This is a genomic window from Pseudogulbenkiania ferrooxidans 2002 (assembly GCF_000174355.1).
GTDB lineage: Bacteria > Pseudomonadota > Gammaproteobacteria > Burkholderiales > Chromobacteriaceae > Pseudogulbenkiania > Pseudogulbenkiania ferrooxidans.
In genome coordinates, this window is the sequence record NZ_ACIS01000004.1 from 173,148 (window position 1) to 188,136 (window position 14,989).

Consider the following 14,989-nt stretch of genomic DNA (forward strand, 5'->3'; position numbering starts at 1 on the left):
GTGTCACGAGCCCAACGCTACCTTCCGGCAGTCCTTTCCGCGCCCCTTCCGAGTAACACCATGACGCCTCACAAGCACTGTTTCCCACCGGTCGTCTCGCCCGAGGTGCGGCTGCTGATCCTGGGCTCGCTGCCGGGGGACGCTTCGCTGGCGGCCGGCCAGTATTATGCCCACCCGCGCAACCAGTTCTGGCGCCTCTTGGGCGAGGTGCTGGACGAGCCCTTGGGCGAGATGCCGTATGCCGATCGGCTCGGCTGCCTGCTCGAACACCGTGTCGGGCTGTGGGATGTGGTGGCGCAGGCGCGGCGTCAGGGCAGCTTGGATGCCGCGCTCAACGACATCGAGCACAACGACCTCCTAGTGCTGACGCGTTCCCTTCCCCGGCTTGAGGCGATTGGATTCAACGGCGGCACGGCGTTCAAGGCGGCGAAAAGCCTGGCCGCAAGCCCCTTAGCTTTGCTGGCGCTGCCGTCTTCCAGCCCGGCCTATACCCGCCCCTATGAGGAAAAGCTTGCGATCTGGCTGCAATTGCGCCGATATATGTAGTAGGAGCTTGCGAGAAACATCGTCCCACAGGGATTCCCTACGGTCATTGCCGCGCTCCCGGGCGGTTCGAGAAGCGTCGCCGTATCGCGGGTGCGGCGAGCATTGCGGGGCCGGGCGGGGTGGGCTGCCGAGTTTATTGACAAGCGCGCTGTCTGACCGGTTGATCGGAGGCCGTCATGAACCGCTATTGCATCTGGTTTGCCACGCCTGACGACAAGGTGGTGCGCCGCGCCGAGGTGGTGCTGAACGGCTCGATTCATTGCCACCAAGTGCTGGAGGAGATCGAGGCACAGCTGGCGATCGATTGCGGGCTGACCGAAGTGATGATCATCGACTGGAAACGCTTCGAGGACCCCGAGGACGGGCAGGGCAACGACGCCAGCCTGTCGCACGCCGCCTGAACGCTTCTGAATGGCGCTGCCACGCCCCCTGATCGGGTTCAGGCGCACTGCGTGCAATCTTTTGCCGGGCGCGGCGAAGCTGTGCACGCAGGGGGGCTCCGTGGTGAGATATCTTCAGGAGCTGCGTGTCCATTGCGGTTTCGGTGCGGCCTTTCATCCCGCCGGGGGCCGTTCGTGACGATTTCCTTCATCGGCACCGGGTGAGTCGAGACTAGTCATTTCGCCCGATTAGGTGGCATCCCCCTGCGTGTTATCATCGCCCTGTTCCGCCCGGCCTGCGCGCCGGGCCTAGATTCTTGCGGATGCTGAACGATGCACGTGATCGGCTTTGCCGGCTATTCCGGCAGTGGCAAAACCACCCTGATTGAACGGCTGTTGCCCCGGCTCGTGGCCCATGGGCTCGACGTGGCGGTGATCAAGCACACTCACCACGACGTCGACTGGGACGTGCCGGGCAAGGACAGCTGGCGCCATCGCCAGGCCGGGGCGCGGCAGGTGCTGCTGGCGGCCGGCCGGCGCCGGCTGCTGGTGGAGGAGCTGCCCGGCAGCAACGATCACCCGCTGCTGGAGCACGTGGCGCGGCTCGCTCCGTGCGACCTGGTGTTGGCCGAGGGCTTCAAGCACGCCCCGGTGCCCAAGATCGAAGTGATCAATAGCGCGCTTGCCAGTCCGCGCCTGTACCCGGACGATCCGCAGGTACTGGCCGTGGTTGGCGACGTCCCCATCGACACGACCTTGCCGCAGTTTCATCGAGACGATATCGCCGGCATCGTCGCTTTCCTGTTGAGTACCTTACCCGATGCAAAACATGCTGACCGTTGACGAGGCCGCGAGCTGGCTGCTGTCGCGCGCCGACGCCGTGACCGAGACCGAAACCGTTTCCCTGCTGGAGGCTGGTGGCCGCGTGCTGGCGGTGCCGGTGGTGGCCACCCTGGACGTGCCGCCGCACGACAACAGCGCCATGGACGGCTACGCCCTGCGCGTGGCGGACTTCGGCCAACCTTTGCCGGTGTCGCAGCGCATCCCGGCGGGCCATGTGCCCGATGCGCTGCAGTCGGGCAGTGTTGCGCGCATCTTTACCGGCGCGCCGATCCCGTCCGGGGCCGACGCGGTGGTGATGCAGGAGCAGTGCGAGGTGCAGGAGGACGGCCGCGTCACGATTCAAAAGGCGCCCGTCGCCGGCCAGAATATTCGCCGTGCCGGCGAAGATATCGCCAACGGCCAGACCGTGCTGGCCGCCGGTCAGCGTCTTTCCACCGCCGATATCGGCTTGCTCGCCTCGCTCGGTATCGCCGAGGTGGCTGTGGTGCGGCCGCTGCGCGTGGCGGTGTTTTTCACCGGTGACGAACTGGTCGAGCCGGGCCAGCCGCTGGGACCTGGCCAGATCTACAACTCCAACCGCTACTGGCTGGTGCCGGCGTTGATGCAGTTGGGCTGCGAGGTCAGCGACCTTGGCATCATCCCCGACGAGCTGCAGGCCACCCGCGAGGCGCTGCGCGACGCCGCCGACTTTGCCGACGTGATCATGACCTGCGGCGGGGTATCGGTGGGTGAGGAAGATCACGTCAAGGCCGCGGTGGAGGCCGAGGGGGCGCTCAATCTGTGGAAAATCGCCATCAAGCCGGGCAAGCCGCTGGCCAGCGGCAAGATCGGCAGCGCCGACTTCATCGGCCTGCCGGGCAACCCAGTGTCGGGCTTCGTCACCTTCGCGGTGCTGGTGAAGGCCTTCCTGCAGCGACGCGCCGGCGTGGCCGACGCGGCCGGCACGACGACGGTGCGCTATCCCGCCGCCTTCGACTGGGGCCGTCCCGACGCCAAGCGCGTGGAGTTCCTGCGCGTGCGGCGCGTGGTGCGCGACGGCCAGACCGTGCTGGAGCGCTACCCCAACCAGGGTTCGGGGGTGCTGACCTCGTGTGCCTGGGCCGACGGCCTGGTGCGCCTGGCGCCGGGGCAGGCCGTCGCGGCGGGCGACCAGCTCGATTTCATCGCGCTGGAATTCTGATGCCGATCGTCCGCTTTATCGATCAATCCAGCGGGCAGGTGCTGGAGGAAGTTGCCGCCGAAGCGGGCGATGTGCTGATCGACGTCGCACGCTTTCACGAGCTGCCGCTGCACTGGCGCTGCGGCCAGGGCACCTGCGGCACCTGCAAGGTGCGCGTCGAACACGTGGCCCAGCCCGGCACCGTCAAGGTTGGCCGAAAGGAGCGCAACGTGATGCTGCGCGCCGGGCTGATCGACGCCGCCATGGCCGCCGCCGAGGAGTGGCCGGACACCGCCGACACCTGGCGGCTGGCCTGCCATCTGACGCTGGGCGAGGCCGACTGGCGCGTGCTGCTGCCGCCGGCGGACTAAGAACTTGTTCTCGATCTGTCGCGAGCGTCCCTCAGCGGGGTGAAGAGCAGCGCAGAAACCGGAATGTACAAGTAGTACATGAGGATTTCTGATCGCTGAGCGAATCTCTGCGTGCACATCGTTGATGTGCCCCGCAAAAGATTCGCACGCAGAGCACATGAGCCCCGATCAGGGACGCGCAGCAAGATCGTGAGCTGGTTCTAAGCTTACCCCGCGCTATCGGCGTTCAACACCTCGCGCGCAATGCGCATGGCGTCGATAGCGGCGGGCACCCCGCAATAGATGGCGATCTGCAGGATCGCCTCGACGATTTCCTCCTTGCTGCAGCCGTTGTTGAGGGCGCCGCGCACGTGCAGCTTGAGTTCGTGCGGGCGGTTCAGCGCGGCGATCATGCCGAGGTTGATCAGGCTGCGCGTCTTGCGCTCCAGTCCTTCGCGTGCCCACACCGTGCCCCAGCAGTATTCCGTCACTAATCGCTGCAGCGGCATCGACAGTTCGTCGGCGTTGGCCAGCGCCTGGTTGACGTAGTCTTCTCCCAATACCGCCTTGCGGATTTCCAGCCCGCGTTCAAAGGTGTCCTTGCTCATCGTTGTGCTCCATTGCGTGAGTTGATGCCCCCCGTGCTGGGTGGGCGTGTCGTGGCGGCACTTGCCGCATCCCTTGTCTCGTGCGTCGCCACGGAGGCTCTCTCCCTCGAGCTCATCCCGTGCTACCTGTGGTGTTGCTTTTTGTTTGTCCGATGGTATACCAACATACAATCCTCTTGCTATCGATTATTTCTTGGTATACCGTAATACCAACATATCGCAAATCGAACGGCGCCGGGCGCCAAGGCTGAAGGAGAAAAGACGATGGATGTCGGGATTCGCAAAGTGGTGACCTATGTCGAGGAGACGCTGATCGAAGGGGGCAAGGCCGCGCCGGTGCCGCTGAAGATGTTCGCGGCGGCGGCGGTGTTGAAGAACCCCTGGGCGGGGCGCGGTTTCGTGGACGATCTGAAGCCGGAGATCCACGCCATCGCCCCGGTGCTGGGCGAATTGCTGACCGGTGAAATCCTGCGCATCGCCGGTTCTGGCGAGGTGATCGAAGGCTACGGCAAGGCGGCCGTGGTCGGCACCGACGGCGAAGTCGAGCACGCCTCGGCGCTGATCCACACGCTGCGCTTCGGCAACTTCTACCGCAAGGCCGTGGGCGCCAAGAGCTACCTCAGCTTCACCAACGTCCGCGGCGGCCCGAACTGCCCGATCATGATCCCGATGATGCACAAGGACGACGAGGGCATGCGCTCGCATTACCTGACCATCCAGTTCTCGATCAACGACGCCCCGGCGCCGGACGAGATCGTGGTGGCGCTGGGTGCCTCGATTGGCGGCCGTCCGCATCACCGCATCGGCAACCGCTATCAGGATCTGCAGGAGCTTGGCAGCAATGAAGCCTGAGCACGTTGCGTCGGTACCGTTGCTGTCCGGCACGGTGGACGGCACCGCCTTCAGCGTGTACGGCGGCGGCGAACCGCTGGTGCTGATCCACGGTGTCGGCATGGGGCAGGCGATCTGGGCGCCGCAGGTGGCCGAGTTCGCGCGCGATTACAAGGTGATCGTGTACGACATGCTGGGCCACGGCGGCAGCGAGGTGCCGCCCGACGATGTCGCGCTTGGCGACTACGCCGCGCAGCTGGCCGGCTTGCTCGACCATCTGGACATCGCTTCGGCCAACGTGATCGGCCATTCGATGGGGGCCTTGGTGGCGCTGGAATTCGCGCTGACCTACCCGGCGCGGACCCTGCGCGTGGCGGCGCTCAACGCCGTGTTCATGCGCACCCCGGAACAGCGTGCCGCGGTGCTGGAACGCGCCGAGGCGCTGCAGCACACCGGCGTGGCCGCCACCGTCGATTCCACGCTGGCACGCTGGTTCGGCGAGCCGGTGCCGGCCGAGCTGAAGGCTTCGGCCAACCTGGTGAAGCGTTTTCTGACCGAGGTGAACCCGCAGGGCTACGCCCGAACCTACCGCCTGTTCGCCAGCTCGGATGCGGTGCACGCGGATGGCTTGCCGCGGCTGGCGATGCCGGCGCTGTTCATGACCGGCGAGTTCGATCCGAATTCGAGCCCCGAGATGTCGCGGGCGATGGCCGCACTGGCGCCGCAGGGCCGTCTCGATATCGTCGCCGGAGCGCGCCACATGATGAACGTCACCGCGCCCGATGACATCAACCAACGCCTGCGCGATTTCCTGGCCACCCCCGTGACGGCCGGCGCGCAACAATCGCAGAGGAGTGAACCAGCATGAGCCAGCCCATCGACGCGATGGAATTCCGCAAGGCGCTCGGCGCCTTCGTCACCGGCGTGACCGTGGTCTCGACGCGGCAGGCGGACGGCACGCCGCGCGGCTTCACCGCCAACTCGTTCACCTCGGTGTCGCTCGATCCGGCGCTGGTGCTGATCTGCGTCGGCAAGTCCGCGGCGAGCTACGGGGTGTTTGCGGAAACCCGCCACTTCTCGATCAGCATCCTGGCCGAGGATCAGAAGAACGTGTCCAGCATCTTCGCCTCCAAGGCCGCCGACAAGTTCGAGCAGGTGGCGTGGCATCGGGGCGTGACCGGCAGCCCGATCATCGACGGCTCGGCTGCCTGGTTCGACTGCGAGACCCACCAGGTGGTGGATGCCGGCGATCACATCATCCTGATCGGCAAGGTGATGGATTTCGCCAATACCACGGTGAGCCCGCTCGGTTACGGGCGCGGGGCGTATCTCACCTTCAGCCTGTCGCAGGACGCGCTCGCCGCGGCCGGGCAGAAAGCCAAGGTCGGGGCCATCCTGGAGTACGACGGCGGTGTGGTGCTGCTGGAGACGGACCGGGGCTACGAGCTGCCCACCGGCACCCGCCTGGAGCCGGCCACGGACGCCAAGAGCCTGCGCGGTGTGCTGGATCGGTTGGGGGTTGATGCCCAGCTCGACTTCCTGTTCGCGGTGTTCGAGGAGAGTGCCGCCGAGGGGGGCGCGGTGAACATCTATTACCGTGGACGGGTGCAGGGCGAACTGCCGGCGGGCGGCAAGCTGCGCGCGGTGGCGCTGGACGATATTCCGTGGGAGCGGCTGACCGACGAGGCGATGCGCTCGATGCTGCAGCGTTTCGTCAAGGAGCGCACCGAGGACGCCTTCGGCATCTATATCGGTGATAGCCATTCCGGCTCGGTGCAATCACTCGCCAAGGCGTGAGCGAATCCACCTTCAAGATTAAAAAATCCACCCGCCAGAGATTTAGGAGAGACACATCATGAAGTTTTCGCTGTTCCTGCACATGGAGCGTTACGACGCCGGCAAGTCGCACAAGGAATTGTTCGACGAGATGACCGCGCTGGTGAAGATGGCCGAGGAGGGCGGTTTCGAAACCGCCTGGATCGGCGAGCACCACGGCATGGAATTCACCATCGCGCCGAACCCCTTCGTCAACCTGGCCTACCTGGCCGCCAAGACCAGCAAGATCCGCCTGGGCACCGGCACCGTGGTGGCGCCGTTCTGGCACCCGATCAAGCTGGCCGGCGAAATCGGCATGACCGATCTGGCCTGTAACGGCCGGCTCGACGTCGGCATCGCGCGCGGCGCCTATTCCTTCGAGTACGAACGCATGTTCCCGGGGCTCGATGCCTGGGGGGCCGGCGGCCGCCTGCGCGAGATGATTCCCTGCCTGCAGCAACTGTTCGCCGGCGACTACGCCCATCAGGGCGAATACTGGCAGTTCCCCAAGACCACGCCGGTGCCGCGCCCGTTGCAGCAGCCGCACCCGCCGCTGTGGGTGGCGGCGCGCGATCCCAACTCGCACGATTACGCCGTCTCGCAAGGTTGCAACGTGCAGGTGACCTCGCTCGCCGCCGGCGACGCCGAGGTGGCGAGCCTGATGGAGCGCTTCAACGCCGCCTGCGCCAACCACCCTGACATCCCGCGCCCGCAGATCATGATGCTGATGCACACCTTCGTCGGTGCTGACCAGCGCGAAGTCGACGCCGCCGTCGCCGACCTGCGCCGCTTCTACTGCTACTTCAGCAAGTGGTTCAAGAACGAGAAGCCGATCGATCAGGGCTTCATCGAGCCGCTCAACGACGACGACCTGGCGATGTTCCCGAACTACGCCCCGGAACTGATCAAGCAGAACCTGGTGGTCGGCACGCCGGACGAGGTGATCGCGCGCCTCAAGGGCTACGAGGCGCTGGGCTACGACCAGTACAGCTTCTGGATCGACAGCCACATGGACTTCGAGCGCAAGCAGAAGTCGCTCGAGCTGTTCATCAACCAGGTGATGCCGGCGTTTGCCTGATCCATTCGAGGAGCCTGCAGCATGTTGAGACGGTTTCAGCAGTACATCGACGGCCAGCTCGAAGACGGCAGCACCCGCTTCGACAGCGTCAACCCGGCCAGCGGCGAGCCGTGGGCGAGTATGCCGGCGGCGAGCGCCGAGGACGTGGACCGTGCGGTCAAGGCCGCGCACCGCGCCTTCCTGGACAGCGCCTGGGCCGGCCTGACGGCGAGCCAGCGCGGCAAGCTGCTCTACAAGCTGGCCGACCTGGTGGCCGAGAATGCCGCCCGGCTGGCTGAACTGGAGACGGCCGACACCGGCAAGATCATCCGCGAGACGCAAAGCCAGATCGGCTACGTCGCCGAGTACTACCGCTACTACGCCGGCCTCGCCGACAAGATCCAGGGCGCCTGCCTGCCGGTCGACAAGCCGGACATGGACGCCTTCCTGCGGCGCGAGCCGATCGGCGTGGTGGCGGCCATCGTGCCGTGGAATTCGCAGCTGTTCCTGTCGGCGGTCAAGCTCGGCCCGGCGCTGGCGGCGGGCTGCACCGTGGTGCTGAAGGCCTCCGAGGAAGGCCCGGCGCCGCTCTTGGAGTTCGCCCGCCTGGTGCACGAGGCCGGCTTCCCGCCCGGCGTGGTCAATATCGTCACCGGCTTCGGCGGCGACTGTGGCCGCGCGCTGACCAGCCACCCGCTGGTATCGCGCATCGCCTTCACCGGCGGACCCGAGACGGCGCGCCATATCGTGCGCAACTCGGCCGAGAACCTCGCCTATACCACGCTGGAGCTGGGCGGGAAATCGCCGGTGCTGGTGTTCGACGACGTCGATGTCGATAGCGTCAGCAACGCCATCGTCGCCGGCATCTTCGCCGCCACGGGCCAGAGCTGCGTGGCCGGCTCGCGCCTCCTGGTGCAGCGCGGCGTGCGCGACCGCCTGCTGGCCACGCTGAAGGCCAAGGCCGAGGCGATCCGCATCGGCGACCCACAGGACAAGGCCACCGAGATGGGCCCGCTGGCGACGCTGAAGCAGCGCGAGCACATCGAGCGCGTGGTGGCAGCGAGCCTGGAGGCCGGCGCCGGGCTGGTGACCGGCGGCGTGCGCCCGGAGGGTTTCGAGGCGGGCTACTACTACCGCCCGACCATCCTCGCTTGCCCCGACGCCCAGGTGCCGAGCGTGACGCAGGAGCTGTTCGGCCCGGTGCTGAGCGTGGTGACCTTCGATACCGAGGCCGAGGCCATCGCGCTCGCCAACGACAGTGTCTACGGCCTCGCCTCCGGCGTGTTCACCCGTGACCTGACCCGTGCGCATCGGCTTACTCGTGCGCTGCGCGCCGGCATCGTCTGGGTCAACACCTACCGCGCGGTGTCGCCGATCGTGCCGTTCGGTGGCTACGGCCTGAGCGGCCTGGGGCGCGAGGGCGGCATGGAGTCGGTGCTGGACTACACCCGCACCAAGTCGGTGTGGATCCGCACCTCGGACGAGCCGATTGCCGACCCGTTCGTGATGCGTTGAGGAGGACAAGGTGTACTACGAGATCCGTACCTACCGCATCAAGACCGGCGCCGTGCCGGCCTACCTGAAACTGGTGGAAGAGGAGGGTATCGCGTTGCAGAAGCAGTATCTCGGCAACCTGGTCGGTTACTTCTTTTCCGAGATCGGCCCCTTGAACCAGATCGTGCACATCTGGGCGTATTCCAGCCTGGACGAGCGCGAGGAGCGCCGCGCCGCTCTGGCCAAGGACCCGGCCTGGCAGGCGTTCGCGCCCAAGATCCAGGCTCTCCTTGAGGAGATGGAGAGCAAGATCATGAAGCCGGCACCGTTTTCCCCGCTGGCCTGAGCGTTCAGGCCGGCACCGTCAAGCTACAAGAACAACAGCATTACCTCTACCTAGGAGATGACATCATGACTGCAACGAAAGCGTTTGGTACTCGCGTCGCCCTGGCCGCCAGCCTCGGCATTCTGGCCGCCACCCCGGTGCTGGCGGAGAGCCTCGTGTTCACCAGTTGGGGCGGCACCACCCAGCAGGCGCAGCAGAAGCACTGGGCCAAGCCATTCAGCGCCGCCAGCGGCGTCAACGTGGCGATGGACGGCCCGACCGACTATGGCAAGTTCAAGGCCATGGTGGAAAGCGGCAACGTCAACTGGGACGTGGTCGACGTCGAGGGCGACTTTGCCTACAAGGCCGCCAAGGACGGGCTGCTGGAGCCGCTCGATCTCTCCCAGCTCAAGGGAGTGGACCCGCGCTTCGTCTCGCCCAATTCGGTGGGCAGCTTCTATTACTCCTTCGTGCTGGGCTACAACAAGCCGGCCCTGAAAGGCGCCGCCCCGGCCTCCTGGGCCGCCCTGTTCGACCTTAAGCGCTATCCCGGCAAGCGCACGCTGTACAAGTGGTCGGCGCCGGGGGTGCTGGAGATCGCGCTGTTGGCGGACGGCGTGCCCGCCAACAAGCTCTACCCGCTCGACATCGACCGTGCCTTCAAGAAGCTCGACAGCATCAAGAGCCAGATCGTGTGGTGGAGCGGCGGTGCCCAGTCGCAGCAGTTGCTGGCATCGGGCGAGGCCTCGATCGGCATGTTCTGGAACGGCCGCGTCAACGCCCTGCAGCAAAGCGGGGCCCCGGTCGGGATGTCGTGGAACCAGAACCTGACCGCCGCCGACATGCTGGTGATTCCGAAGGGCAGCAAGAACAAGGCGGCCGCGATGAAGTTCCTGGCCTACGCCACCAGCCCGGAGGCCCAGGCCAAGTTTGCCGGCGAAACCGGTTATGCGCCGATCAACCTGCAGGCCAAGAGCAAGATGACGCCGGCCGCGGTCAAGTCGCTGCCGGATCAGCATGGCGCCAGCCAGATCAACCTCGATATGCGCTACTGGGCCGAGCATCGCGAGGAGATCGCCAAGCGCTGGTATGCCTGGCAGACCCAGTAAGGTGCCGGAGCGGGGGGTGACGGCGTTCCGCCGTCCCGCCCGCCTGTCTAGCCGTCGTGTCGTTTAGGAGTTGTCATGTCCACTGCTTTGAGTTCTGCCGCCGTTCCGGTGCGCCGCCGATTCAAGATCGGTGCCGAATCGCGTGGCGTCAAGCTACTGCTCCCCGCGCTGCTGCTGTTGGGGGGGTTCTTCCTGATCCCCGTGCTCACCCTGTTGCTGCGCAGTGTCATGGAGCCGGCTCCGGGTTTGCAGAATTATGTCGAGCTGCTCGGTTCGCAGACCTACGTCCGGGTGTTCTTCAACACCTTCATGGTGGCCGGCGTGGTCACGCTGATCACCTTGCTGATCGGCTTTCCGACCGCCTGGCTGCTCGCCGTGCTGCCAAAGCGCTGGTCGCAGCTGATGTTCGCGGTGCTGCTGTTGTCGATGTGGACCAACCTGCTGGCGCGCACCTACGCCTGGATGGTGCTGCTGCAGCAGACCGGTCTCATCAACCGGGTGCTGATGGCCATCGGCGTGATCGACGAGCCGCTGGCGCTGGTGAACAATCTGGTCGGCGTCACCATCGGCATGACCTACATCATGCTGCCGTTCCTGGTGATGCCGCTGCACGCCACGCTGCGCGCCATCGACCCCTCCACGCTGCGCGCCGCCGCCATCTGTGGCGCCAGCCGCTGGCAGGCGCTGCGTCTGGTGCTGCTGCCGCTGGCGCTGCCCGGCATCGCCTCCGGGGCGCTGATGGTGTTCGTGATGTCGCTCGGTTATTACGTCACCCCGGCGCTGTTGGGAGGTACCAATTACATGATGCTGGCCGAGCTGATCGCCCAGCTGGTGCAGTCGCTGCTCAACTGGGGTCTCGCCGGCGCCGCCGCCTTCGTGCTGCTGGTGGTGACGCTCGGTCTCTACGCCGTCCAGCTGCGCTACCTCGGCGGCGGACGCACCGGTTTCGGAGGACGCTGAGATGTTGCTCGATTTTGATCGTCTGGGGGCCTGGCGCTGGGGCCTGATCGGTGTCGGCACCGTGGTGATGCTGTTTCTGCTGCTGCCCATCGTGTTCATCGCCGCGCTGTCGTTCGGTGACTCGCAATGGCTGGTGTTTCCGCCGCCGGGCTGGACGCTGCAGTGGTACCAGCAGCTCTTGACCGATCCGGTCTGGATCGACTCGCTGCTGACCAGCGCCAAGGTGGCGGTGATCGTCACCGTGCTGTCGGTGGCGCTGGGCCTGCTGGCGTCGCTCGGTCTCGCCCGCAGCACCTTCTTCGGCAAGAGCGCCTTGCAGGCCTTCTTCCTGACGCCGATGGTGTTGCCGGTGGTGGTGCTGGCGGTGGCGCTCTATGCGTTCTTCCTCAAGCTCGGGCTGACCGGCACGCTGACCGGCTTCGTCATCGGCCACCTGATCATCGCGCTGCCGTTCTCGATCATCACCATCGGCAACTCCTTGCAGAGCTTCGATCCGGCGCTGGAAGACGCCGCCATGATTTGCGGCGCCGGGCCGATCGAGGTGAAGTGGCGCGTGACGCTGCCGGCGATCCGGCTCGGCCTGTTCGCCGCCGCGGTGTTTTCTTTCCTGATTTCGTGGGACGAGGTCGTGCTGTCGATCTTCATGGCCAGCCCCACCTTGCAAACCTTGCCGGTACTGATCTGGAGCACGCTGCGCCAGGACCTGACCCCGGTGATCGCGGCGGCATCGACCCTGCTGGTGGCCTTGACCATCGTGCTGATGCTGCTGGTTTCCCTGTTGAAGAGAGGTACACGCTCATGACGACCCCGTTTTTGCAGATTCGTGGCCTGCGCAAGACCTACGATCAGGTCGTGGCCATCGACCATGTTTCGCTCGATATCCAGCAAGGCGAATTCATGACCTTTCTCGGCCCGTCCGGCTCGGGCAAGAGCACCACGCTCTACATCGTCGCCGGTTTCCAGGGGCCGACCGAGGGGCAGGTACTGCTCAACGGCAAGTCGCTGCTCGAGGTGGCGCCTAACCAGCGCAACATCGGCATGGTGTTCCAGCGCTACACGCTGTTCCCGCACCTGACGGTGGGCGAGAACGTCGCCTTCCCGTTGCGGGTGCGGCGCCGCCCCGAGGCCGAGATCAAGGCCAAGGTGGAAAAGATGCTGGAGCTGGTGCATCTGGCCGGTTATCGCGACCGTCTGCCGGGCCAGCTCTCCGGCGGCCAGCAGCAGCGCGTGGCGATCGCCCGCGCCCTGGCCTACGACCCGCCGCTGTTGTTGATGGACGAGCCGCTCTCCGCGCTCGACAAGAAATTGCGCGAGGAAATCCAGCTCGAACTGCGCCGCATCCACCAGGAAACCGGCGTCACCATCCTCTACGTGACGCACGACCAGGAAGAGGCGCTGCGCCTGTCCGACCGCATCGCGGTGTTCAGCCAGGGCAAGATCGAACAGGTCGGCACCGGCGAGGAGCTGTATGAGCGCCCGACGTCGCGCTTCGTCGCTGGCTTCATCGGCAACTCCAACTTCCTGCCGGTCAAGGTCGAGCAGATGGGCAGCGGCCGGGCGCGCGCGGTGTTCCCCAACGGCCACGCGGTCGAGGGTGCCGCCAGTGCGCTCGCGGCCGGCAGCGAGGGCACGCTGATGGTGCGCCCGGAGCAGATGCGCATCCGTCCTGCCGCGGCAGCCGCAGGGCACGGCCTGGCGGTGACGGTGCGCGACATGACGTATCTGGGCGACAGCATGCACTTCGCGGTGCAGACGCCGTGGCAGCAGGAAATCGCGGTGCGCATGGCGGTGCGCGATGGCCAGGGGCTGAGCATCGGGGCACCGGCGGTGCTGGAGTGGGACGCGCAGCACGGTCACGTGTTCGCCTGAGAGCTTGCGAAAAATCCTGCTGCGCAGGGTGATCTCAAAGCTGTGATGCTCGCTGTACCACTTGTACAGCTGTGCTTCTCGCTTTGACCTCATCCTGCTCGCGACGAATTTTTTCACACGCTCTGCGCTGATCAAACGCAAGTGGGCGGCGGGGCAACGACACCCGCCGTCGAAGGATAGAGAATGAAAATCTTGAGCGAGGCGGAACTGCTGCAGGACCGCTGTTACATCGACGGGCAATGGCTGGACGGCGCCGAGCGCCTGGCCGTGCACAATCCGGCTACCGGCGAGACCATCGGCAGCGTGCCGCGCCTGGGCGCGGCCGAAACCCGCCGCGCCATCGACGCGGCACAGGCCGCCGGCGTGGCCTGGCGCGCGCTGACAGGCAAGGAGCGGGCGGGCTATCTGCGTCGCTGGTTCGACCTGGTGCTGGCGCACACCGAGCCCTTGGCGCGGCTGCTGACCGCGGAAATGGGCAAGCCGTTGGCCGAAGCGAAGGGGGAGATCGCCTACGGCGCAGCCTACATCGAGTGGTTTGCCGAGGAAGCCAAGCGTGTCTACGGCGACGTGATTCCCGCCACCCAGGGCGACAAACGCTTGATCACCATCAAGCAGCCGGTGGGTGTGGTCGGCGCGATCACGCCGTGGAACTTCCCAAATGCCATGCTGGCACGTAAGATCGCGCCGGCGCTCGCTGCGGGGTGCACCGTCGTCGCCAAGCCGGCGGAACAGACCCCGCTGTCGGCGCTGGCCCTGGCCAGGTTGGCCGAAGAAGCCGGCATACCTCCCGGCGTGATCAACGTCGTCACCGGCGACCCGGTGGCGATCGGCGGCGAGCTGACCAGCAACCCACTGGTGCGCAAGCTGACCTTCACCGGTTCCACCGAAGTCGGACGGCTGCTGCTGCGGCAATGCGCCGGCACGGTGAAGAAGGTCAGCATGGAGCTGGGGGGCAACGCGCCGTTCATCGTGTTCGACGACGCCGACCTCGACGCTGCGGTGGAAGGCGCGATGGTGTCGAAGTACCGCAATAGCGGGCAGACCTGCGTGTGCGCCAACCGCCTCTACGTGCAGGACGCGGTCTACGACGCGTTCATCGCCAAGCTGAGCGCACGCGTGGCCGCGCTCGACGTCGGCAACGGCATGGACGCCGGGGTGACGCAGGGCCCGCTCATCGATGACAAGGCCGTCGCCAAGGTCGAGGCGCACATCGCCGACGCGCTGGAGCAGGGCGCGGCCGTCGTCACCGGCGGCCGGCGCCATTCGCTGGGCGGAACCTTCTTCGAGCCGACCATCCTGCGCGACGTGACGCCCGCGATGCGCGTGGCGCGCGAGGAAACCTTCGGCCCGGTGGCACCGGTGTTCCGCTTCGTCGACGAGGCGGACGTGATTGCCCAGGCCAACGCCAGCGAATTCGGCTTGGCAGCCTACTTCTACAGCCGCGATCTCGCCCGGGTATGGCGCGTGGCCGAGGCGATTGAAGCGGGCATGGTGGGGGTCAACACCGGCCTCATTTCCACCGAAGTGGCGCCGTTTGGCGGGATCAAGCAATCCGGCTGCGGCCGGGAAGGATCGCGCTACGGCATCGAGGATTACCTCGAAATCAAATACCTCTGTCTTGGCGGCATTCAATAAGGAGATCG

Annotated in this window: 17 protein-coding genes; 16 read left to right on the forward strand and 1 reads right to left on the reverse strand. The window is 66.0% G+C overall.

Annotated features, from left to right (window positions below):
- Window positions 1-60: 60 nt before the first annotated feature.
- From FURADRAFT_RS08185 to FURADRAFT_RS08205, 5 genes are all read left to right on the forward strand, one after another.
- The gene (locus FURADRAFT_RS08185; protein WP_008953656.1) at window positions 61-546 is read left to right on the forward strand and encodes a DNA-deoxyinosine glycosylase; all 486 of its coding nucleotides are present in this window, start codon (window positions 61-63) and stop codon (window positions 544-546) included.
- A gap of 176 nt (window positions 547-722) precedes the next feature.
- Window positions 723-947: a hypothetical protein gene (locus FURADRAFT_RS08190; protein ID WP_008953657.1), complete on the forward strand. Its 225-nt coding sequence runs from the start codon at window positions 723-725 to the stop codon at window positions 945-947.
- Between the two features lie 312 nt (window positions 948-1,259).
- Entirely contained in the window at window positions 1,260-1,769 is a 510-nt protein-coding gene (gene mobB, locus FURADRAFT_RS08195; protein WP_008953658.1) for a molybdopterin-guanine dinucleotide biosynthesis protein B, read from the forward strand.
- Window positions 1,756-2,949 (forward strand): molybdopterin molybdotransferase MoeA, encoded by a 1,194-nt coding sequence (locus FURADRAFT_RS08200; RefSeq protein WP_236261561.1) that lies wholly within the window; start codon window positions 1,756-1,758, stop codon window positions 2,947-2,949. The genes mobB and FURADRAFT_RS08200 overlap by 14 nt, the downstream gene beginning before the upstream one ends.
- A complete protein-coding gene (locus FURADRAFT_RS08205) occupies window positions 2,949-3,299 on the forward strand; it encodes a 2Fe-2S iron-sulfur cluster-binding protein (protein ID WP_008953660.1) in 351 nt (116 codons plus the stop codon). The genes FURADRAFT_RS08200 and FURADRAFT_RS08205 overlap by 1 nt, the downstream gene beginning before the upstream one ends.
- 206 nt (window positions 3,300-3,505) lie before the next feature.
- Here the strand turns inward: FURADRAFT_RS08205 and FURADRAFT_RS08210 are convergent, their stop codons facing one another.
- Complete coding sequence (locus FURADRAFT_RS08210; RefSeq protein ID WP_008953661.1) at window positions 3,506-3,886, reverse strand: carboxymuconolactone decarboxylase family protein; 381 nt, start codon at window positions 3,884-3,886, stop codon at window positions 3,506-3,508.
- A gap of 264 nt (window positions 3,887-4,150) precedes the next feature.
- Between FURADRAFT_RS08210 and FURADRAFT_RS08215 the strand changes: the two genes are divergently transcribed.
- The 11 genes from FURADRAFT_RS08215 (at window position 4,151) to FURADRAFT_RS08265 (ending at window position 14,981) form a co-directional block, all read left to right on the forward strand.
- Window positions 4,151-4,738, forward strand: coding sequence for an amino acid synthesis family protein (locus FURADRAFT_RS08215; protein WP_008953662.1), 588 nt, complete (start codon window positions 4,151-4,153; stop codon window positions 4,736-4,738).
- A complete protein-coding gene (locus tag FURADRAFT_RS08220) occupies window positions 4,728-5,585 on the forward strand; it encodes an alpha/beta fold hydrolase (RefSeq protein WP_008953663.1) in 858 nt (285 codons plus the stop codon). The genes FURADRAFT_RS08215 and FURADRAFT_RS08220 overlap by 11 nt, the downstream gene beginning before the upstream one ends.
- The gene (locus FURADRAFT_RS08225; RefSeq protein ID WP_008953664.1) at window positions 5,582-6,514 is read left to right on the forward strand and encodes a flavin reductase; all 933 of its coding nucleotides are present in this window, start codon (window positions 5,582-5,584) and stop codon (window positions 6,512-6,514) included. The genes FURADRAFT_RS08220 and FURADRAFT_RS08225 overlap by 4 nt, the downstream gene beginning before the upstream one ends.
- Before the next feature lie 58 nt (window positions 6,515-6,572).
- Window positions 6,573-7,610: an LLM class flavin-dependent oxidoreductase gene (locus FURADRAFT_RS08230; protein WP_008953665.1), complete on the forward strand. Its 1,038-nt coding sequence runs from the start codon at window positions 6,573-6,575 to the stop codon at window positions 7,608-7,610.
- 21 nt (window positions 7,611-7,631) lie between these two features.
- A complete protein-coding gene (locus FURADRAFT_RS08235; protein WP_008953666.1) occupies window positions 7,632-9,104 on the forward strand; it encodes an aldehyde dehydrogenase in 1,473 nt (490 codons plus the stop codon).
- Window positions 9,105-9,114: 10 nt separating this feature from the next.
- Window positions 9,115-9,429, forward strand: a complete 315-nt coding sequence (locus FURADRAFT_RS08240) for an NIPSNAP family protein (RefSeq protein ID WP_008953667.1) — start codon at window positions 9,115-9,117, stop codon at window positions 9,427-9,429.
- Window positions 9,430-9,494: 65 nt separating this feature from the next.
- Window positions 9,495-10,517, forward strand: coding sequence for an ABC transporter substrate-binding protein (locus tag FURADRAFT_RS08245; protein WP_008953668.1), 1,023 nt, complete (start codon window positions 9,495-9,497; stop codon window positions 10,515-10,517).
- A 75-nt stretch (window positions 10,518-10,592) separates the two neighbouring features.
- Complete coding sequence (locus FURADRAFT_RS08250) at window positions 10,593-11,477, forward strand: ABC transporter permease (protein WP_008953669.1); 885 nt, start codon at window positions 10,593-10,595, stop codon at window positions 11,475-11,477.
- Window position 11,478: 1 nt separating this feature from the next.
- Window positions 11,479-12,279, forward strand: a complete 801-nt coding sequence (locus FURADRAFT_RS08255) for an ABC transporter permease (protein WP_008953670.1) — start codon at window positions 11,479-11,481, stop codon at window positions 12,277-12,279.
- Window positions 12,276-13,346: an ABC transporter ATP-binding protein gene (locus FURADRAFT_RS08260; protein WP_008953671.1), complete on the forward strand. Its 1,071-nt coding sequence runs from the start codon at window positions 12,276-12,278 to the stop codon at window positions 13,344-13,346. Before FURADRAFT_RS08255 ends, FURADRAFT_RS08260 begins: the two co-directional genes overlap by 4 nt.
- Before the next feature lie 183 nt (window positions 13,347-13,529).
- Complete coding sequence (locus tag FURADRAFT_RS08265) at window positions 13,530-14,981, forward strand: NAD-dependent succinate-semialdehyde dehydrogenase (protein ID WP_008953672.1); 1,452 nt, start codon at window positions 13,530-13,532, stop codon at window positions 14,979-14,981.
- The last annotated feature ends 8 nt before the right edge of the window (window positions 14,982-14,989 follow it).